This is a genomic window from Streptomyces sp. NPDC051064 (genome assembly GCF_044455985.1).
GTDB lineage: Bacteria > Actinomycetota > Actinomycetes > Streptomycetales > Streptomycetaceae > Streptomyces.
Map to the genome: position 1 here is coordinate 133,063 of NZ_JBITFK010000008.1, position 18,545 is coordinate 151,607.

The following is an 18,545-nucleotide window of genomic DNA, read 5'->3' on the forward strand; positions in this document are numbered from 1 at the left end:
CGGCCGACCGCGCCCGGATGTGCCCGCGTGGTGCCCGGACGGGCCGGTCGGGCGCGTCCGGGCACGTGGCGGCTACTTCTCCGTGACGCCCGCGGAGTCGAACGTCGCCACCTCGTGCATCGCGCGGGCGGCGCTCTGCACGATGGGGAGCGCGAGCAGCGCGCCCGTACCCTCACCGAGGCGGAGGTCGAGGTCGACCAGCGGGCGCAGGCCCAGCTTGTTGAGCGCGGCGACATGGCCGGGTTCCGCGCTGCGGTGCCCCGCGATGCACGCGGCGAGCGCCTCGGGGGCGATCGCCCGGGCGACCAGCGCGGCGGCGCCGGCACTCACACCGTCCAGGATCACCGGCGTACGGAGCGAGGCGCCGCCCAGCAGGAAGCCCGCCATGGCGGCGTGCTCCAGGCCGCCGACCGCGGCCAGTACGCCGATGGGGTCCGTCGGGTCGGGCTGGTGCAGGTCCAGGGCGCGGCGCACCACATCGACCTTGCGGGCGTGCATCTCGTCGTTGATCCCGGTGCCGCGCCCGGTCACCTCCGAGGGGTCCAGGCCGCTGTAGACGCAGATCAGCGCGGCCGACGCGGTGGTGTTGGCGATGCCCATCTCACCGGTGAGCAGGCCCTTGTTGCCTGCGGCCACCAGGTCGCGGGCGGTCTCGATGCCCACCTCGATGGCCGCGAGTACTTCTTCGCGGGTGAGGGCCGGACCCGTGGTGAAGTCGGCCGTTCCGGCGCGGACCTTCCTGGGCAGCAGGCCGGGCGTCGCGGGGAGTTCGGACGCCACACCGACGTCGACGACGCAGACCTCGGCGCCGACCTGGGCGGCGAAGGCGTTGCAGACGGCGCCGCCACCGAGGAAGTTGGCGACCATCTGGCCGGTGACCTCCTGCGGCCACGCCGTGACGCCCTGGGCGTGCACCCCGTGGTCACCGGCGAAGATCGCGACGGCGGCGGGTTCCGGGATCGGCGGCGGGCAGAGCCGGGAGAGCCCGGAGAGCTGCGCGGAGATGATCTCCAGCATGCCCAGCGCGCCGGCGGGCTTCGTCATCCGCTTCTGGCGTTCCCACGCCTCGCCGAGCGCCTTGGCGTCCAGCGGGCGGATGCCGGCGATGGTCTCCTGGAGGAGGTTGTGCGGCTCCTCGCCCGGCAGTGCGCGGCGGCCGTACGTCTCCTCGTGGACGACCCAGGACAGCGGGCGGCGCTTGGACCAGCCCGCCTGCATCAGTTCGGGCTCCTCGGGGAATTCGTCGACGTATCCGACGCAGAGGTAGGCGACGACTTCGAGGTGTTCGGGGAGGCCGAGCGCCCGGACCATCTCCCGCTCGTCGAAGAAGCTGACCCAGCCGACACCGAGGCCTTCCGCGCGGGCCGCCAGCCAGAGGTTCTCCACGGCGAGCGCCGAGGAGTACGGGGCCATCTGCGGCTGGGTGTGCCGCCCCAGGGTGTGGCGGCCGCCGCGGGTGGGGTCGGCGGTGACGACGATGTTCACGGGCGTGTCGAGGATGGCCTCGATCTTCAGTTCCTTGAACTGCTTGGCCCGGGCCTTGGGCAGCGACTTGGCGTACGCCTCACGCTGACGCTGGGCCAGTTCGTGCATGGAACGGCGCGTCTCCGCGGAGCGGATGACGACGAAGTCCCAGGGCTGCGAGTGGCCGACGCTCGGCGCGGTGTGCGCCGCCTCCAGGACGCGGAGGAGGACCTCGTGAGGGATGGGGTCGCTGCGGAAGCCGTTGCGGATGTCGCGGCGTTCACGCATGACCCGCAGAACGGCTTCGCGCTCGGCGTCGTCGTAGCCGGGGGCGGGAAGGGAGGCGGGGGCATCGGGCTCGGCGGCCTCGGCGGGGGCTGTTTCGGCCTCGGCCTCTTCGGTCTCCTCCGGCGCCTCGACAGGGGCCGGGGTCTCCTGGAGGGCTTCCTCGGCAGGGGCCGGGGCCTCGACCGCCGGGGCCTGGGCCACCAGGGGCTCGGCTTCCGGGGCCTCGGGCTCCAGGACCTCCGGGGTCACGGCCTCCGGAGTCACGGCCTCGGGGGTCTCGGCGTCGGGGGTCTCGATGATCTCGGGTCCGGTTCCGGGCTCCGGCTCCGGCCCCCGCTCGGCCAGGATCTGGGGTCCGGCCCGCGGTACGACGAGGGGCTCGGGCTCCGCGACGGGCTCGGGCGCGGCCTCGGGCTGCTGGACGGCGACCGGCTCCGGCGCCTCCACGGCCTCGGGCACGGCCGGTGCGGGCTCCGCCACGGGGGGCGCGGGCTCGGCGGCCGGCTCGGGCTCGGTGACGGGGACGGCGGTCCCGGCCGCGGGAGTCGGGGCGAGGTGCGGAGCCGTCGGTACGGGTCCCTCCACGGGCACGAACTGCCCCACCGGCTCAGCCGGGGCTGCGGCCTCGACGGGCAGTTCGACGGGAGTGTCGACGGGCACGTCGGCGGGAGCGTCGACCGGTACGAGGGCCGGGGCCTCGGCCAGCGCCTCCGCGGGACGCTCCTCCGACGTCTCCGGCACGGGCAACGGCTCGACGGGAGTCTCCGGAATCACGGCCGCCACGGGCTCCGGGGCGACCGTTTCTGCGGGAGTGACGGGAGCGACGGGCGGGGCGGCCACGACGGGTTCGACCGGTTCGGCAGGCGCGACAGCCGCGTCGGGTCCGACCGGTTCGGCAGGCGCGACAGCCGCGTCGGGTGCCACAGGCTCCGCAACCGGAGGCTCCACCACCGTCTCGGGCGCCACGGCCGGCTCCGGCGCGCCCCACGCGGGCGCGCCCTGGGGCGGGATCTCGCCCAGCTGCGGGCCGGGCAGCATGGAAGCGTCGTCCGCCGGGACGTCGAAGTACTCGGGCCCTGTCGTCGGCGGTCCCGCGTGCCGCACGGGCATCGGGTTCTGCGGGCCGGCCGGCCCCCGGTCCGCGAGCGAGCGGACGACTCCCCCGGTCGGCGGCCCCCCGTAGGAGGGCGCCTCGGTGGAAGCGGGGCCGCGGTGCAGCGGACGCCGGGCCGGCGCGGCCGCGACCGGGACCTGCGCGGGTGCGTGCGCCGCGACCCGTACGCCGTTGAGGTCCGCGGCGCCGGACCCGTGGGTGCCGTTCACCGCCCCGTCGTGCGCCGGGAACTGCTCGGGCAGGCCCCCCGGTGCGGCCGGAGCGTCGCTCCAGGCGCCCTGGGGTGCGGGCATCAGAAGGAGGTCGTCGTCCTCTGGTGTGTGCTCGGAGGGTTCGAGGTAGGTGTAGGCGTCCGGGGCGGGGACGCCCGGCTGCTCCACCATGCCTGCGTTCTCCGGCAGTCCCTCGCCCGGGATCTGGCCGGTGTCAGTCATGCGTACCCCTCGCCCATCGTCAGTGCTCCTTCGCCCTTCGCCCGGGATGCCCGAACCACGGCACGCCGGTGCTCGTCAACAAGAACGAGCGGGCTCCCCGCGCGGCACGAAACGCGCGCGGAGGTATACATTCTCGCGGCCGTTCGCCGCCGCGACAGACACTTCTGCCTCGGCTCGCTGTGGACTACGCCACGTTGCGCGTCCCCCGGTTACGCCGTACCACATCGCGGACCAAAACGGTCCACTTTTCCGGACATTGACGAACGAACCGTCGAACAGCCGGGCGCGGTACAACAATCGGTCAGCCTACCTCGCGCTCCCCCGCGAACACCTCAGGGGGCGAGGTCGGTACGCACCGCGGAGAGCATGAACACGACGGAGCGTTCACGTTCCGCCCAGACGGAGGTGTCCAGTTCGACGGACTGGAGCAGCGCGCATTCGACCGTGTATCCGTTCTCACCGAGCGCCGCGCCCAGCGCCTCCGCCTCGTCCCGGTTCGAGGCATGGGTGACGATGCGTTCCGGCCGCCGGTCCGCGACCGCCGTGACCACGGGCACCCCGCCGCCCCCGATCCGTACGACATCGGGCTCGGGCAGGCTTTCCAGGACGTGCGGGGCGGTGCCCATGACGACCTGGACTCCGACCTGGAAGGTGCGGGCGGCGGCCGCCGTACGCGCGCAGGCGTCCGGATCGCTGTCCACGGCGAGCACCGCGGCGCCGAAACGGGCCGCTTCCACGGCGAGTGCGCCGCTGCCGGAGCCGATGTCCCAGACGAGATCGCCGGTGCGCGGTCCGAGGCGGGCGAGCTGGGCTGCGCGCAGCCCGGGGAACTCCCCTTCGCCGGTCTCCCCCGCGCCGCCGTACGCCGCGGGCGGCAGGGCCCAGCCGCGGGGGCCCTCGGGGCGGCGGCCGGAGATCCAGGCGCTGTTGGCGGTGGTCTCGGGACCGCCGCCGATGACGATGACGACATTGGGGTCGCGCCAGGTGTGGTCGGCCGTCTTGTCGGAGGTGAGGACGGTGACCCGCTCGCGTACGGTGCCGAGCTCCTCGCAGATCACGAAGGTGCGGTGGACGTTTTCGAGCAGCAGCGCGAGCTCGGCCGGGCCGGCTCCGGGGGATGTGAGTACGGCGACCTTGTGGTGGGCGCGGATGACGTTGACCGCGCGGCGCAGGGTGCGGGGGTGGGCGACGACGATCTGCGCGTCGTCCCACGGCATTCCGGCGCGGGCGAAGGCGGTGGCGACGGACGAGACGGCGGGGACGACCTCGACCTCGAGCCCGTGTTCGGGCTTGCGCAGGGTGCGTACGACGCCGAAGAAGCCGGGGTCGCCGTCGGCGAGGACCACGGCGCTCCCCCGGTGCCCGGCGATCCTGCGGGCGGCCAGGTCGACGCTGCCGAGGCGGATCCGTTCCGCGCGCCCGGGCACTTCGGGGAGCGCGAGGTGGTGCGCGGCGCCGGCGACGAGCGTGGCGGCCGAGAGCGCGGCTGTGGCCGCGCCGGTCAGTGGCGAGCCGTCCCAGCCGATCACCGTGACCCGGTCGGCCATCGTCGTCATTCTCCTGGGGTGTGAGCAGGCGGGGTGTCACCGCGGGATGCGCGGAGCAAGGGTGAGCGTATCCGGTCCGTACCAACGCCCTGCCGGGGGCTCCCGCCCTGGGAGCCGGGGTCTTTCATCCGGATGAGGCCGCAGGTCAGTTCCAGTCGTTGTACGTGCCGTAGCCGCCCGCGTCGGCCAGCTGCTCGGCGACGCCCTCCAGGTCCTCGGGCAGGAGTCCCCACACGATGAGGTCGGTCCTGATGTCGGCCCAGCCTCCGTCCTCGGTGGCGGTCCTGGCTATGCGGGCGTTCCGCAGGACTCCCTCGCTGATGCAGCCCAGCTTCTGGGCGACCTGCTGGGAGGCCGTGTTCCCGGCGGGGGTGCGCAGTTCGATCCGTTCGAAGCCCTGGTCGCGGAAGAGCCACTCGGCGAGGGCCAGCACGGACTCGGTGGCGTATCCCTCACCGCGCGCCCAGGGGGCGGTGATGTAGCGGACCTCGGCGGCCAGGGTGCGCCGGTCGGTGTTGAGGAGCCGCACGGAACCGACGAGGCGCTGGGTGAGGAACTCGGTGACGGCGAAGACGATGCCGTTGCCTTGGGAGCGCTCGGCCGGGGCGATCCTGCGGACCCACCGCTCGGCGTCGACCTGGGTGTAGGGGTACGGGGCGTCGGTCCAGGCGGTGACGAGCTCGTCGTTCATCATCTCGATGTACGCCGGGACGTCCGCCATGTCGAAGGGGCGCAGCACCAACCTGTCCGTGCTGATGGAGATGGACGGGAAGGTGGTAGTCATGCGCAGCTCCATGCCGAAGACCGTGTAAAGCCACCAGCATGCAGCATCGGGGCGTGGATGTGCATGGCCGGGTCCGCACGGCGGAGCCCCGCACACCCTGGTGCGGGCGTGCGGGGCTCGTGGGGCAAGTGGTGCCTGGGTGTCAGGACTTGGCGGGCTCACCGAAGGCGGGGACGATGGAGCCCTTGTAGGTGTCCTCGATGAACTTCTTGACCTCGTCGGAGTTCAGGAGCTTCGCGAGCTTCTGGACCCGGGGGTCGTCCTCGTTGCCGTCCTTGACGGCCAGGAAGTTGGCGTACGGGTTGCCGTCGGCCTTCTCCAGCACCAGGGAGTCCTGCCCCGGCTTCAGGTCGGCCTCGATGGCGTAGTTGCCGTTGATGACGGCGGCGTCGACGTCGTCCAGCGCACGGGGCACGGTCGCGGCCTCGATCTCCTTGAACTCCAGGCCCTTCTTGTCCGTGATGTCGCTGAGCTTGGCGTTGGTGCCCACGCCGTCCTTGATGGTGATCAGCCCGTTCTCGGCGAGGAGCTGGAGCGCGCGGCCCTCGTTGGTGGTGTCGTTCGGGACGGCGACGGTCTGGCCGGCCTTGATGTCCTTCACGTCCTTGGCCTTCTTGGAGTAGAGGCCGAGGGGCTCCAGGTGGACGTTGACCACCGGGACGATGTGGGTCTTGTTCTTCTTGTTGAAGTCGTCCAGGTAGGGCTTGTGCTGGAAGAAGTTGGCGTCGACCTGGCCGTTCTCGGTGGCGGTGTTCGGCAGGACGTAGTCCGTGAACTCCTTGACCTCCAGCTTGAGGCCGGCCTTGTCCGCCAGGTTCTTCTTGACGTAGTTCAGGATGTCGGCGTGCGGCGTCGGGGACGCGGCGACGACGAGGGCCTTGGAGGTGTCGGCGTCGGCACCGGTCTCGCCCTTGGCGGCCGGGTCGGAGTCCGTACCGCAGGCGCTGAGGCCGAGTGCGAGGGCGGCGGCTGCAGCGGCGGCAGCGGTGATCTTGATGTTCTTACGCACGAAGAGTGCCTCTTTCTGGTGGTGGTGCGCCCGGACAAGGAGTTCGGGCTTCAGGGGAGAGGAAAGTCAGGAGGAGGTGCGGCCCCGGCGGGCGAGCAGGCGTACGACTCCGTCACCGATCAGCTGGACCACGGTCACGATGACGATCAGCAGCACGACGGTGATGAGCATGAACTGGTTGTCGAAGCGCTGGAATCCGTAGGTGACGGCCTTGGAGCCGAGCCCTTCGCCGCCCACCGCTCCCGCCATCGCGGAGTAGCCGATGAGCACGATCACGGTCGTGGTGACGCCCGAGACGAGCGAGGGCAGCGCCTGCGGCAGTAGGACCTTGCGGACGATCGTCGGGACGGACCCGCCCATGGACTGGACGGCCTCGACGAGCCCGTGGTCGACCTCGCGCACCGCCGTCTCGACGAGCCGCGCGAAGAAGGGGATGGCGCCGATGGCGAGCGGCACGATCATCGCGGACGGGCCGATGAAGGTGCCTACGACCCAGGTGGTGAAGGGGATCAGGGCGATCAGCAGGATGATGAACGGCAGCGAGCGGCCGATGTTCACGATCACGCCGATGACCTTGTTCACCACCATGTTCTGCAGCAGTCCGCCCTTGTCGGTGAGGACGAGCAGAATGCCGAGCGGCAGTCCGCCGACGACGGTGACGAGCGTGGACCAGAGCACCATGTAGAGGGTGTCGATGGTTCCCTGCGAGAGCAGTGGCTGCATTTCGGACCAGGTCACTTCGCCACCTCCTTGGTGATCGCGGCGGGGGTCTGGGAGGGGATGTCGGTGGCGGCGGCGGGGCCGCCGTCCACGACCTCGGCCTGGAGGCCCTGCTCGCGCAGGAAGCCGATCGGTACGACGTTCTCCTCGAAGCGGCCGGGCAGCTCGATGCGCATGCGGCCGATCTGCTTGCCGCCGACGGTGTCCATCGCGGCACCGAGGATCGAGATGTCGATGTTGTACGTCCGGGAGAGCTGCGAGATCACCGGCTGGGCCGCGGCCTCGCCGTGGAAGGTGACGTCGACGACGGTGGAGCCGGGGCCGGAGGCGGTGCCCCCGACGGGGAACAGCTCGTGGGCCAGCTCGGAGCCGGGGGTGGACAGCAGCTCACCGACGGTGCCCGACTCGACGATGCGGCCCTGCTTCATCAGCGCGGCGGAGTCGCAGACGGTCTTGACGACGTCCATCTCGTGCGTGATGAGCAGGACGGTGAGGCCGAGCTCCTGGTTGAGGTCGCGCAGCAGCTGCAGGATGGAGCGGGTGGTCTCGGGGTCGAGCGCGGAGGTCGCCTCGTCGGAGAGGAGCACCTTCGGGTCGCCCGCGAGGGCGCGGGCGATGCCGACGCGCTGCTTCTGGCCTCCGGACAGCTGACCGGGGTAGGCCTTCGCCTTGTCGGCGAGACCGACGAGGTCGAGGAGTTCGAGCGCCTTGCGGGTGCGTTCCTGTCCGGAGATCCCGAGGATCTCCAGGGGGAGCTCGACGTTGTCGCGGACGGTACGCGAGTCCAGCAGGTTGAAGTGCTGGAAGACCATGCCGATGCGGTTGCGCGCCCGGCGGAGCTCCTTGCCGGCGCGGCGGCCGCGGCCGGCGAGGGCGGTGAGGTCCTGTCCGGCGACCGTCACGGTGCCCGAGGTGGGGCGTTCGAGGAGGTTGACGCAGCGGATGAGGGAGGACTTGCCGGCGCCGCTCTGTCCGATGACGCCGTAGACCTCGCCTTCGCGGACGTGCAGGTCCACGCCGTCCAGGGCGGTGACCTCTCGGCCGCGTGACTGGTAGACCTTCGTGAGGCCCGAAGTGGTGATCACAGGGTTTCCGTCACTGTCGAGTGCACGGCGCGGTGTCCGCCGGGCACGGGGCATGCATCTGAATGAGACTGTTCTCAGTGGTCGACCGGTGGGAGTCTCTGCGTGGCCCGGCCGCGGCGGAGCCGCTGGGCGCGGGGCAGGGGAGGGCCGGCTCGATCCGCTGGGTGCGGACGGCACGGGCACGGTCTCGCTTCGGGGCGCGAGGCTCGGGCGGGGGCCCTCAGAAGGCGCGCATTCGACACATACAACGAGCACCGGGCGTCGGGATCGCCTCGGTCGCAGGGCTGCGGTAGCTCGTCGTGGTCATGGCCCAAGTAAAACAGACGTAACGTTCCGGCGATCCCCCGTGTCCGCATAGCGGACAGCCGTGGATGCACGTCCCTCGCAGTCGGGGCCGTCGCACGCACCGCCCTGACCTGCAAAAACGCGAGCAGCGCCACGTGCCGTACCGCCGGCGGGATGATCATGCTCTGCGCACCCTGTGGCAAAGGCCACCCTTCCCCCAGGACCGCCCGCGCCCGCGGGGCGGCCGGGCCCGCACGCGGCGGCTCCACCCGTCCGTAATACCCTCACTTCATGCTCGACGCCCTGACGGTCGCGGTCACCGTGACCGCGCTCGCCCTCGCCGCCTGGTGCGGATTCGCCGCCTACCGGGACCAGCCCACGAAGGACTGGCACTTCATCGGCATGGCGGTCGTCTCCGTGCTGGCGCTGGCGCAGCTGCTCGTGGGAATCGTGCAGCTGGCGCGCGGCGAGCGGCCCGACCAGGGCATGACGATCTTCATCGCCTATCTGATCGGCGCGTTCGCGGCCGTGCCCGCGGCGGGTTTCCTGTCGCTGTCGGAGCGGACCCGCTGGGGCTCGGTGACGGTGGCGGCCGGCGCGGTCGTGCTCGCCGTCCTCGAAGTACGGCTCTACGACATCTGGGGAAACTGACCTTGAGCGACACCGACCGCACGGGGAAGCCCGCGTCCCCGGCGCCGAACGCCCCGCAGCAGAAGCAGCAGTTCGACCTCGGCACCGGGCCGGGGCGGGTACTGGTCTGGTTCTACGGCGTGTTCACCGTGGCCGCCGCGTCCCGCTCGATCGTCGAGATGATCCTGGACTTCGGCAAGGCGCCGCTGGCGTACGTCCTCTCGGCCGTCGCCGCCGTCGTGTACGGCTTCATCACGTACTCGCTGGTGCGGGGCGGGGAGAAGGCGCGCAGGGCGGCGCTGGTGTGCTGCGCCGCCGAGCTCGCCGGTGTGCTGATCGTCGGCACCTGGACGCTCCTGGAGCCGTCCGCCTTCCCGGACAGCACGGTGTGGTCGGGATTCGGCATGGGCTACCTGCTCATCCCGGTGATCCTGCCGGTCACCGGGATGATCTGGCTGCGCCGCGCGCGTAACGCCTGACGCGGGGCGCACGGGAGCCGTCAGGCACCTCGTTCAGGCGCTGGTCACATAGGCAGGGGCGGTGGCGTCCTTCTCCAGCAGGACCAGCCGGACACCGTCACCTCCGGTGGCGTTGCCCACCTGGGCATAGCCCGCCTTGCGGTAGAGCCGCAGATTGCCTTCGCTGCGCTCCCCCGTGTGCAGACGGAAGCGGGTGGCCGAACGCCCGTCGGCCAGGCCGGATTCCGCGGCCCGCAGGAGACGGGTGCCGAGGCCGTGGTTACGGAGCCGGGGGTGGACGCAGAGCTTGCCGATCCGGCCGGTGCCGTCGGCGTCGGTGAAGCCGCGTACCGAACCGACGACTTCGTCGCCGAGCCGGGCCACGAACACCAGGTCCGTGGCGAGTTCGTCCCGCACCGAGTCGAGCGTCTGGACGAGTGGGTCGATCCGGTAGTTGCCGTAGAGCTCCGCCTCGCCCTGGAAACAGAGGTACTGGAGTCTGAAGATCTGCTCGACGTCCTGTGCTGTCGCCGCCGAGATGGTCACACTCATGCCCATGTGTGCATGCCTCCCGCTCACCTGTCCGCCGGTTGTCTACCGCTCCATTCCCCGCAGTTCAGGAGCTACAACCTCCGCCGCCAGCATTCTGCGCAGACATCCAAGGCATCGGGAACGCATCGGGCCCAAACTCCCCTGTGACATACCCAACTCCCCTGCGATTTCCCGGTACGTCGGATCGTGGGGAGCCAGCATCGCCTCGAGTAACCGTGGGCACCTGCCGGGCAGCCGGCCCACCGCGGTGCGCAGCGCACGGCGTTCGTCGGCTCCCACCGCGATTCGTTCGGGGCAACCGGCCCAGTCGCCCGGGGACTCACCGGCGGTGTAGGCGCGTTCGCGCCGGATCCTGCGGCGGGCGACGCGCGCCTCGGCCCGCACGACGGCGCGGACCCAGCGGGCCGGGTCGGCGGGCACGCCCGGGCCGGGCCGGCGTTCCAGCAGCTTCAGCCACACCGACTGCTCCAGGTCCGCCGCCTCGACGCCGGCGGCCTGGGCCTCGGCCCCCGCCTCCGCGCGCACCAGCGCGTGCAGGGCGCGCACGAGGGCCCGCCCGCCGTCGCCCGCCGCCCCGGCCGGGGCCGCCGGAACATGATCAAGAAGTGTCATGCCCCGTCAACGCTCCCCAGGGGCGGCGGGTTGCCGCACCCGGGGAGCTCCACCCGACCGGGGCATGAGGGCCGGGCGGCTGACGCGCCCCCGGCCCTCGGACTCAGCCCTCGGCGAAGTCGGCTGCCGCGAGCAGAGCGGTGTCCGGGTTGTCGGAGAAGATCCCATCGATCCCTGTCTCGAAGTACGCCCGGAGAGCGCCGAACGCGTCGCCGTACGCGTTCGGGTCGGTGCCGCGCCGGAAGTCCGCCGGCAGGAACGTGTTCTCGTTGCGCAGCGTGTACGGGTGCAGGACCAGGCCCCGCGCGTGCGCGTCCGCCACCAGGGAGGTGGGGGACGTCAGCCGTCCTTGCCCGTCCTTGGGGATGACGAGGTCCAGCGTGGGGCCGATGCCCTGGGCGAAGGACGCGATCCACTTCAGCCCGGCGGGCTTCACCAGGTCGGCGACCGTCCGGGGGTCGCCGGCCTCCACGAAGTCCCACGGCCGTTCCTTCGGACCGGACAGCAGGACGACACGGGGGGTGGCGACGAGCTTCGACAGCCGCTGCATCGAGCTTGGCTCGAAGGACTGGAGGATCAGCGCGGAGTCCGCCCGGTGCCGGCCGTGGCGGCGCAGCAGCTTGGCGAGGGGCTCCTCCAGGCCCAGGCCGAGGCCCCTGAAGTAGGAGGGGTGCTTGGTCTCGACGTAGAGCCAGACGGGCTCGCCCCGCCTGCGGCCCTCCTTGTCCGCCCAGCGCAGGACCTCTTCGAAGGTGGGGATCTCCCAGCGGCCGTCGTACAGCGTGTTCTCCTGGCGGTTGCCGGGGATGCGCTCCTTGGCCCGGAGGGTCTTCAGCTCGGCGAGGGTGAAGTCCTCGGTGAACCAGCCGGTGAGAGACACGCCGTCGACCCGCTTGGTGGCCTTGCGGCTCGCGAACTCGGGGTGCTCGGCGACGTCCGTGGTGCCGGTGATGTCGTTCTCGTGGCGGCAGACCAGGTGGCCGTCCTTGGTCGGCACGAGGTCCTGCTCGACGATGTGCGCGCCCATGTCCAGGGCCAGCTGGTAGGAGCCGAGGGTGTGCTCGGGGCGGTAGCCGCTGGCGCCGCGGTGGCCGACGACGGTGGGCACGGGCAGGTCCCGGTAGCCGCCTCTGCCGCCGCCTCGCCCGTCCGGGGCGCCACGCCCGGCGGCGTCGGCCGTTCCGGTGGCTCCGAGGGCCGTCGCGCCGAGGACGGCCGCCCCCAGGAGTGTCCGCCGGCCGGGCCCGGTCTGCGCGCGCTCTGTCATAAAATGCTCCTCGCATGTGATGTCCGGCACCTTCGGGCGAGGCTTGATCGTAGGCAGCTACGCCATCGGCGGGGCGGACCGTGGACGAACATGGCGGAAACACACGTCAACACTGTGTATCCACTGGGTGAACCCGATGTGCGGAGAGGCCGTACCCGCGAGTATCGTCCTCACCTGCACAGACCCTCGCGAATTCCCGCCCCGGCCGCCCGGCCACGACACCGGAGGATGCGTTGTCCCGACTCACGGTCATCAAGGCAGTGCTCGGACCGATCCTGCGCCTGCTCTTCCGGCCGCAGGTGGAGGGCGTCGAGAACATCCCGGGTGACGGCCCGGTGATCCTCGCGGGGAACCATCTGACGTTCATCGACTCGATGATCATGCCGATCTGCTGCGACCGGCCGGTTTTCTACATCGGCAAGGACGAGTACGTCACCGGCAAGGGCTTCAAGGGCCGGCTGATGGCCTGGTTCTTCACCGGCTGCGGCATGATCCCGGTGGACCGGGACGGCGGCCGCGGAGGAGTCGCGGCGCTGATGACGGGACGCCGGGTGCTGGAGGCGGGCCACGCCTTCGCCATCTACCCCGAAGGCACCCGCTCCCCCGACGGCCGGCTCTACCGGGGCCGTACGGGTATCGCGAGGCTGACCCTGATGACCGGCGCACCGGTCGTGCCGTTCGCCATGATCGGCACGGACAAGCTGCAGCCGGGCGGCGCGGGCCTGCCCCGCCCGGGCAAGGTCACGGTCCGCTTCGGTGAGCCGTTGGAGTTCTCGCGCTACGAGGGCATGGACCGCGACCGCTACGTCCTGCGGGCGGTGACGGACTCCGTGATGGCCGAGGTGATGCGCCTGTCCGGCCAGGAGTACGTCGACATGTACGCCACGAAGGCCAAGGCCGCCTGAGCCGGACGGGTGCACTCCGGTGACCCCGCGCGACCGCGCCGGGTCACTCACTCGTCGGGGATGATCCCCTCTTCCAGCTCCTGGCCGCGCAGCAGGAACCACGTGGCGACCGCGGTCGCGAGCAGCACGACGGCACCGACCGCCGCCGAGACCCGCAGCCCGTTGACGAAGGCCTCCTGAGCCGCCACGACGAGCTCGCTCCCCTGCTGTGCGGGGAGGTGCTCCGCCGTCTCCACGGCCCCGCCCAGCGACTCGTGTGCCGCCGTCGCGGCGGCGGCCGGGGTGCCCGCCGGGGTCCCGAAGCCCTTGTAGACGCCTGTGACGATGGACCCGAGCAGCGCGATGCCGAGGGCCGCACCGAGCTCGTACGCCGTCTCGGACACCGCGGACGCGGAGCCCGCCTGTTCCTTCGGGACGCTGGAGAGGATCACGTCGGAGGTGACGGTGAAGGCGAATCCCGCGCCGACGCCCACCACCAGGAGCAGGACCCCGATCAGGGGATAGCCGGTCTCCTTGTGGATCACCGTGACCACGGCGAGCGACACGCCGATGGCACCGAGTCCGACGGCGACCACGGAGCGCACGGAGTAGCGGCGCGCCACCCTCCCCGCCAGCAGGCCGGCGGTCACCGCGCCGACGGCCGCGGGCAGTTCGGCGAGGCCTGCCTCCAGCGGTCCCCGCCCCTGGACCAGTTGCAGGAACTGGGAGAGGAAGAAGACGATTCCGGACAGTCCCAGGATGGTCAGCAGGTCCGCGAGGACCGCTCCGGAGAACCCCCGGTGGTGGAAGAGCCGCATGTCCAGCAGTGGGGCGGGGAGCTTCAGCTGACGGCGCACGAACCAGGTGAGTGCCAGCACACCGCCGAGGGCCGCCACGCCGTTCTCCCAGCTCACGCCGTGTGCGGCGGCCTCCTTGATGGCGTACACGACGCCGATCATGCCGACCAGGGAGAGTCCCACACTGAGCAGGTCCCAGGGCCCCGGCGCCGGGTTCTTCGACTCGGGGATCATCTTGATGCCCACGACGACGAGGACGGCCATCACGGGCAGGTTGATCAGGAAGACCGAGCCCCACCAGAAGTGCTCCAGCAGGAGTCCGCCCACGACCGGCCCGACGGCGGCGCCCGCCGAGGCCATCGCGCCCCAGATGCCGACGGCCAGGCTGCGTTCGCGCGGGTCGTGGAAGAGGTTGCGGATCAGGGCGAGCGTGGACGGCATCAGGGTGGCGCCCGCGACACCGAGCAGCGCCCGGGCCAGGATCATCATCTCGGGGCTGGACGCGTAGGCGTTCAGGACGGAGACCGCGCCGAAGGCGGCGGCGCCGGTCAGCAGCAGCTTCTTCCGGCCGATGCGGTCACCGAGGCTGCCCATGGAGACCAGGAGTCCGGCGATGACGAAGGAGTACACATCGCCGATCCAGAGCAGCTGGGTGCCGGTCGGTTCGAGGTCCTCGCTGAGGAACGGTGTCGCCAGTCCGAGGACGGTGGCGTCGACGGCGACGAGGAGCACGGCCAGGACGAGGACGGTGAGGGCGATCCACCGACCGGGATGACGCACGTCGCCCGTGACGCCTGCCCTCGAATAGGTGCTGCTCATTTCTCCACGCTCCGGCGTGCTCCGCCCAGGAGCAACTCGACGATCATGTACGGGAAGTCCTGCGCGGCCACCCGGCCCGTCTGCACGGACCACGCGCAGCTCCCGATCAGGCCGTACAGTGCCTCGGTCAGCCAGGCAGGCGTGAGGTCGATCCGGAACTCGCCGCGTTCCTGGCCGCGCCGGAAGAAGGCCGAGACCCGGGCGTCCAGACGGCTCCAGCCCTCGTTGACGTCGTCGCCCTCGAAGAGCTGGTTCTCGGTGACGAGGAACGACAGCAGCCCGGCGCTCGGCTCGACGGCCGCGATCAGCCGCCGGAGCCCCTCCTCCGCGGTGCCCTCGTCGAGCGCGGCGGAGTCCAGGGCGGCCTCGAACTCCCGGATCCCGAGGTCCTCCAGCGCTCCGACCAGGGCGTCCCGCCCGGCGAAGTGCCGGTGCAGGGTGGCGCGGCCGATCCCCGCGGTCCGGGCGACCTCGTCCATGGTCGCCGTGGATTTACGGGTCAGCAGGGCGGCGGCGCTCCGCAGAACCTGCTCGCGATCAAGAGTCATGAGACAACATTAGCCCACATGAGACATCGACGTCCCATTCGCCCGCGCCTTCGAACGATGCCGGAAACGGTCCGCCGGTGCCGGGCGGTCCGGGGGCACCATGGCGCCATGAAGCCGCTGCTGCTGATCGACATCGACGGTCCGCTCAACCCCTATGCGGCGCTGTCCCGCCCCGCCGTCCCGGAGGGCTATACGCTCCATCGGATGCGGCCGACGGGGTGGAAGGCGGGGACACCGCTGCCCGTCCTGCTCAGTCCCGGCCACGGCGACGAACTGCTGGCCCTCGCCGACCGGTACGAACTCGTCTGGGCGACCACCTGGAAGGACGAGGCGAACGAGTGGGTCGGCCCGCGCATCGGGCTGCCCCCGCTGCCGTACATCGACTGGCCCGCGATGCACGCGGCCACGGCCGACGGGACGTACTGGAAGACGCGCTACGTCGTCGACTACGCGGACGGCAGGCCGTTCGCCTGGATCGACGACGAGATCTCCGGCCTCGACACGGACTGGGTCGCCGCGCACCACCCGGGGCGGGCCCTGCTGCGGCGGGTCGACCCCTGGGTGGGGCTGGTGCGGGCGGACTTCGAAGCGCTCGCCGACTGGGCGTGAGCGGGCCCCGGCCGGCGTCCGGCGTGGACCGGCCGCCGTGATCCGGCAGCTCAGCTCCAGGGCAGCGAGGCCCGGTGGCGCCAGTAGGCCTCCGGCTCCTCCACCAGGGCGGCCAGCCGGTCCAGCCGGTCCGCGTCCAGATCGAGCAGCGGGGCGTGCAGGTTCGCCGCCAGCTGGGTGACGGTGGCCGCGCCGGACAGCACGACTCCGGCCCACGGCTGGTGGAGCACCAGCGCCAGGGCGACGGCGTCCGCGCCCAGTCCGGCTTCGGTGCCGATCTCCCGGACGACGGCGGGCGCTTCGGTCCCGGCGAGCCGGCCGTTGGCCATGGTCTCCTTGACGATGACCGTGAGGCCCGCTTCGTGCGCCTCGGCGAGCGCCGCCCCGGCGGAGGTCTCCAGGGCGTTGTAGGTGGCCTGGACGGTGCGGAAGAGGGGTTCGCCGTCCACGGTCACGGCGAGGGCGGCCCGGATGGCGTCGCTCTGGCCGGGCCCGCTCGTGGAGAAGCCGACCGTGGTGCCTCCGGCGGCCAGCTCGGCCAGACGCGCGTGCAGGTTCTTGTCACTCAGTGCGGGGCTGTCGGCGGTCACCGAGTGGATCTGGTACAGGTCGAGCCGGTCGCCGAGCAGCCCGGCCGTCTCGGCGTGCTGGCGTTCGAAGGTGGCCAGGCCGTGGTCCTTCACCTCGTGCGTCTCGGCGTCGACGCGCCAGTCGCCGGTGTAGGTGTAGCCCCATTTGCTGCCGATGACCACGTCCGTCACGTCGGGGCGTGCGGTCAGCCACTCGGCGAGGAACTCCTCGGCGCGGCCGTAGGAGCGGGCGGCGTCGAAATAGCGCACGCCCTGGGCGTACGCCGCGTCCAGGAGTTCGTGGGTGCGGGCGCGCAGCGCGTCCACGCCGCGGTCGCCGGGCAGGTCGCGGTCACGGTGCGGGGTGATGTAGCCGGGCCTTCCGACGGCGGCCAGGCCGAGCCCGATGCGGTAGGTCGGGGTGGTCGCTCGGTTCAGGCGGGCGAAGGGCATCGCGGGCTCCTCTGGGTCGGTTCCGAACGCCTTCCCGTCAACGTAGCCCGCGATGCCTGCGAATCATCCGCGCGCGGTCGCCCAGGCGTGCTGCGTCACCAGGTCGGCCTTCACCTCGGCCAGCTGGACGGCGACGGCCGAGGGAGCGGTCCCGCCGCGGCCGTTGCGGGAGGCGAGCGCGCCGGGCACGTTCAGGACGGTGCGCACCTCCGGGGTGAGGTGCTCGGAGATCTTCGCGAACTGCTCGTCCGTCAGCTCGTCGAGCTCGATGCCCTGCTGCTCGCACACCTTCACGCACTCCCCCGCGACCTCGTGCGCCACCCGGAACGGGACGCCCTGCTTGACCAGCCACTCGGCGATGTCCGTGGCGAGCGAGAAGCCGGCCGGGGCCAGCTCCTCCATGCGCTCCCGGTTGACGGTGAGCGTGGCCATCATGCCGGTGAAGGCGGGGAGCAGGACCTCGAGCTGGTCGCAGGAGTCGAAGACCGGCTCCTTGTCCTCCTGGAGGTCACGGTTGTACGCGAGCGGGAGGGCCTTCAGGGTCGCCATCAGACCGGTCAGGTTGCCGATGAGGCGGCCGGACTTGCCGCGGGCCAACTCGGCGATGTCCGGGTTCTTCTTCTGCGGCATGATCGAGGAGCCGGTGGAGAAGGCGTCGTGGAGGGTCACGAAGGAGAACTCCTTCGTGTTCCAGATGATGATCTCCTCGGCGATGCGGGAAAGGTTGACGCCGATCATCGCGGTGACGAAGGCGAACTCGGCGACGAAGTCCCGCGAGGCCGTGCCGTCGATGGAGTTGCCCACCGACCCGCGCTCGAAGCCGAGGTCCGCCGCGACCGCCTCCGGGTCGAGCCCGAGGGACGACCCGGCCAGCGCGCCGGAGCCGTACGGCGACACCGCGGTCCGCTCGTCCCACTGCCGCAGCCGCTCCGCGTCCCGGGACAAGGACTGCGCGTGCGCGAGGACGTGGTGGGCGAAGAGGACGGGCTGCGCGTGCTGGAGGTGCGTACGGCCGGGCATGGCCACGTCCGGGTGCGCCTCGGCCAGTCCGACCAGGGCGTCCTGGAGCTCGGCGACCAGTCCGCCGATGATCCGGGCGTGGTCACGCAGGTACATGCGGAAGAGCGTGGCCACCTGGTCGTTACGGGACCGGCCGGCGCGCAGCTTCCCGCCGAGGTCCGGACCGAGGCGCTCCAGGAGTCCCCGCTCCAGCGCGGTGTGGACGTCCTCGTCGGCGACGGTGCCGGTGAACGACCCGTCGGCGACCGCGGCCTCGAGCGAGTCCAGGCCCTCGGTCATGCGAGCCAGCTCGTCGTCGGTGAGCAGCCCCGCCTTGTTCAGCACGCGGGCGTGGGCGCGGGAGCCCGCGATGTCGTACGGCGCGAGCCGCCAGTCGAAGTGGACGGAGGCGGACAGCTTGGCCAGCGCCTCGGCGGGGCCGTCGGCGAAACGGCCGCCCCAGAGGCGTACGTCGCTGTTGCCGGTGCCGTTGCTCACTGCGTGCTCCTCGGAAGTGCAAGGGTGTGCGTCCGCCTCATGGCGCGCGATCACGAATGGCATAACTATGCAATGGTCCGTATGTTTTGTCAAAGCTGCTGGTCAGGGTCCCGAAAATGG

The 18,545-nt window shown here is 71.5% G+C and carries 17 protein-coding genes; 4 read left to right on the top strand and 13 right to left on the bottom strand.

What is annotated here, in order from left to right; genetic code table 11:
- Nucleotides 1-72 precede the first annotated feature (72 nt).
- The 6 genes from cobT to ACIBCU_RS27435 all read right to left on the bottom strand — a co-directional run bounded on the left by cobT (nt 73) and on the right by ACIBCU_RS27435 (nt 8,445).
- On the bottom strand, nt 73-3,300 hold the full coding sequence (gene cobT / locus ACIBCU_RS27410; RefSeq protein ID WP_399234689.1) for a nicotinate-nucleotide--dimethylbenzimidazole phosphoribosyltransferase: 3,228 nt from the start codon (nt 3,298-3,300) through the stop codon (nt 73-75).
- Nucleotides 3,301-3,632: 332 nt separating this feature from the next.
- Nucleotides 3,633-4,847, bottom strand: a complete 1,215-nt coding sequence (cbiE, locus tag ACIBCU_RS27415) for a precorrin-6y C5,15-methyltransferase (decarboxylating) subunit CbiE (protein ID WP_399234691.1) — start codon at nt 4,845-4,847, stop codon at nt 3,633-3,635.
- Nucleotides 4,848-4,992: 145 nt separating this feature from the next.
- Nucleotides 4,993-5,631 (bottom strand): GNAT family N-acetyltransferase, encoded by a 639-nt coding sequence (locus ACIBCU_RS27420; RefSeq protein ID WP_362929344.1) that lies wholly within the window; start codon nt 5,629-5,631, stop codon nt 4,993-4,995.
- A gap of 142 nt (nt 5,632-5,773) precedes the next feature.
- The gene (locus ACIBCU_RS27425; protein ID WP_362929346.1) at nt 5,774-6,640 is read right to left on the bottom strand and encodes a MetQ/NlpA family ABC transporter substrate-binding protein; all 867 of its coding nucleotides are present in this window, start codon (nt 6,638-6,640) and stop codon (nt 5,774-5,776) included.
- 66 nt (nt 6,641-6,706) lie between these two features.
- The gene (locus ACIBCU_RS27430) at nt 6,707-7,378 is read right to left on the bottom strand and encodes a methionine ABC transporter permease (RefSeq protein WP_362929348.1); all 672 of its coding nucleotides are present in this window, start codon (nt 7,376-7,378) and stop codon (nt 6,707-6,709) included.
- Entirely contained in the window at nt 7,375-8,445 is a 1,071-nt protein-coding gene (locus ACIBCU_RS27435) for an ATP-binding cassette domain-containing protein (RefSeq protein WP_362929350.1), read from the bottom strand. Before ACIBCU_RS27435 ends, ACIBCU_RS27430 begins: the two co-directional genes overlap by 4 nt.
- A gap of 576 nt (nt 8,446-9,021) precedes the next feature.
- Here ACIBCU_RS27435 and ACIBCU_RS27440 point away from each other — a divergent pair.
- Together ACIBCU_RS27440 and ACIBCU_RS27445 are read left to right on the top strand one after the other, a co-directional pair.
- Entirely contained in the window at nt 9,022-9,381 is a 360-nt protein-coding gene (locus ACIBCU_RS27440; RefSeq protein ID WP_362929352.1) for a hypothetical protein, read from the top strand.
- Between the two features lie 2 nt (nt 9,382-9,383).
- Entirely contained in the window at nt 9,384-9,839 is a 456-nt protein-coding gene (locus ACIBCU_RS27445) for a hypothetical protein (RefSeq protein ID WP_362929354.1), read from the top strand.
- A gap of 33 nt (nt 9,840-9,872) precedes the next feature.
- On the opposite strand, the gene ACIBCU_RS27450 is transcribed toward ACIBCU_RS27445, so the two are convergent.
- The 3 genes from ACIBCU_RS27450 to ACIBCU_RS27460 form a co-directional block, all read right to left on the bottom strand.
- On the bottom strand, nt 9,873-10,376 hold the full coding sequence (locus ACIBCU_RS27450) for a GNAT family N-acetyltransferase (protein ID WP_362929356.1): 504 nt from the start codon (nt 10,374-10,376) through the stop codon (nt 9,873-9,875).
- A 36-nt stretch (nt 10,377-10,412) separates the two neighbouring features.
- Nucleotides 10,413-10,982, bottom strand: a complete 570-nt coding sequence (locus ACIBCU_RS27455; protein WP_399234696.1) for a sigma-70 family RNA polymerase sigma factor — start codon at nt 10,980-10,982, stop codon at nt 10,413-10,415.
- 103 nt (nt 10,983-11,085) lie between these two features.
- The gene (locus ACIBCU_RS27460; RefSeq protein ID WP_362929360.1) at nt 11,086-12,249 is read right to left on the bottom strand and encodes a glycerophosphodiester phosphodiesterase; all 1,164 of its coding nucleotides are present in this window, start codon (nt 12,247-12,249) and stop codon (nt 11,086-11,088) included.
- Nucleotides 12,250-12,482: 233 nt separating this feature from the next.
- On the opposite strand from ACIBCU_RS27460, the gene ACIBCU_RS27465 reads away from it, so the two are divergent.
- Entirely contained in the window at nt 12,483-13,154 is a 672-nt protein-coding gene (locus ACIBCU_RS27465) for a lysophospholipid acyltransferase family protein (RefSeq protein WP_362929362.1), read from the top strand.
- 47 nt (nt 13,155-13,201) lie between these two features.
- On the opposite strand, the gene ACIBCU_RS27470 is transcribed toward ACIBCU_RS27465, so the two are convergent.
- Together ACIBCU_RS27470 and ACIBCU_RS27475 are read right to left on the bottom strand one after the other, a co-directional pair.
- On the bottom strand, nt 13,202-14,749 hold the full coding sequence (locus ACIBCU_RS27470; RefSeq protein WP_362929364.1) for an MFS transporter: 1,548 nt from the start codon (nt 14,747-14,749) through the stop codon (nt 13,202-13,204).
- On the bottom strand, nt 14,746-15,297 hold the full coding sequence (locus ACIBCU_RS27475; protein ID WP_362929366.1) for a TetR/AcrR family transcriptional regulator: 552 nt from the start codon (nt 15,295-15,297) through the stop codon (nt 14,746-14,748). Before ACIBCU_RS27475 ends, ACIBCU_RS27470 begins: the two co-directional genes overlap by 4 nt.
- Nucleotides 15,298-15,405: 108 nt before the next feature.
- On the opposite strand from ACIBCU_RS27475, the gene ACIBCU_RS27480 reads away from it, so the two are divergent.
- On the top strand, nt 15,406-15,906 hold the full coding sequence (locus ACIBCU_RS27480; protein WP_362929368.1) for a hypothetical protein: 501 nt from the start codon (nt 15,406-15,408) through the stop codon (nt 15,904-15,906).
- Between the two features lie 50 nt (nt 15,907-15,956).
- Here the strand turns inward: ACIBCU_RS27480 and ACIBCU_RS27485 are convergent, their stop codons facing one another.
- Both ACIBCU_RS27485 and argH read right to left on the bottom strand, forming a co-directional pair.
- Complete coding sequence (locus tag ACIBCU_RS27485; RefSeq protein ID WP_362929370.1) at nt 15,957-16,928, bottom strand: aldo/keto reductase; 972 nt, start codon at nt 16,926-16,928, stop codon at nt 15,957-15,959.
- 63 nt (nt 16,929-16,991) lie between these two features.
- The gene (argH, locus tag ACIBCU_RS27490; protein ID WP_362929372.1) at nt 16,992-18,425 is read right to left on the bottom strand and encodes an argininosuccinate lyase; all 1,434 of its coding nucleotides are present in this window, start codon (nt 18,423-18,425) and stop codon (nt 16,992-16,994) included.
- Nucleotides 18,426-18,545 lie beyond the last annotated feature (120 nt).

Excerpts from the sequence above, each read along its gene's own strand:
- cobT (WP_399234689.1), bottom strand. The coding sequence starts at position 3,300 with ATGACTGACACCGGCCAGATCCCGGGCGAGGGACTGCCGGAGAACGCA.
- cbiE (WP_399234691.1), bottom strand. The coding sequence starts at position 4,847 with ATGGCCGACCGGGTCACGGTGATCGGCTGGGACGGCTCGCCACTGACC.
- ACIBCU_RS27420 (WP_362929344.1), bottom strand. The coding sequence starts at position 5,631 with ATGACTACCACCTTCCCGTCCATCTCCATCAGCACGGACAGGTTGGTG.
- ACIBCU_RS27440 (WP_362929352.1), top strand. The coding sequence starts at position 9,022 with ATGCTCGACGCCCTGACGGTCGCGGTCACCGTGACCGCGCTCGCCCTC.
- ACIBCU_RS27450 (WP_362929356.1), bottom strand. The coding sequence starts at position 10,376 with ATGGGCATGAGTGTGACCATCTCGGCGGCGACAGCACAGGACGTCGAG.
- ACIBCU_RS27455 (WP_399234696.1), bottom strand. The coding sequence starts at position 10,982 with ATGACACTTCTTGATCATGTTCCGGCGGCCCCGGCCGGGGCGGCGGGC.
- ACIBCU_RS27460 (WP_362929360.1), bottom strand. The coding sequence starts at position 12,249 with ATGACAGAGCGCGCGCAGACCGGGCCCGGCCGGCGGACACTCCTGGGG.
- ACIBCU_RS27470 (WP_362929364.1), bottom strand. The coding sequence starts at position 14,749 with ATGAGCAGCACCTATTCGAGGGCAGGCGTCACGGGCGACGTGCGTCAT.
- ACIBCU_RS27475 (WP_362929366.1), bottom strand. The coding sequence starts at position 15,297 with ATGACTCTTGATCGCGAGCAGGTTCTGCGGAGCGCCGCCGCCCTGCTG.
- ACIBCU_RS27480 (WP_362929368.1), top strand. The coding sequence starts at position 15,406 with ATGAAGCCGCTGCTGCTGATCGACATCGACGGTCCGCTCAACCCCTAT.
- ACIBCU_RS27485 (WP_362929370.1), bottom strand. The coding sequence starts at position 16,928 with ATGCCCTTCGCCCGCCTGAACCGAGCGACCACCCCGACCTACCGCATC.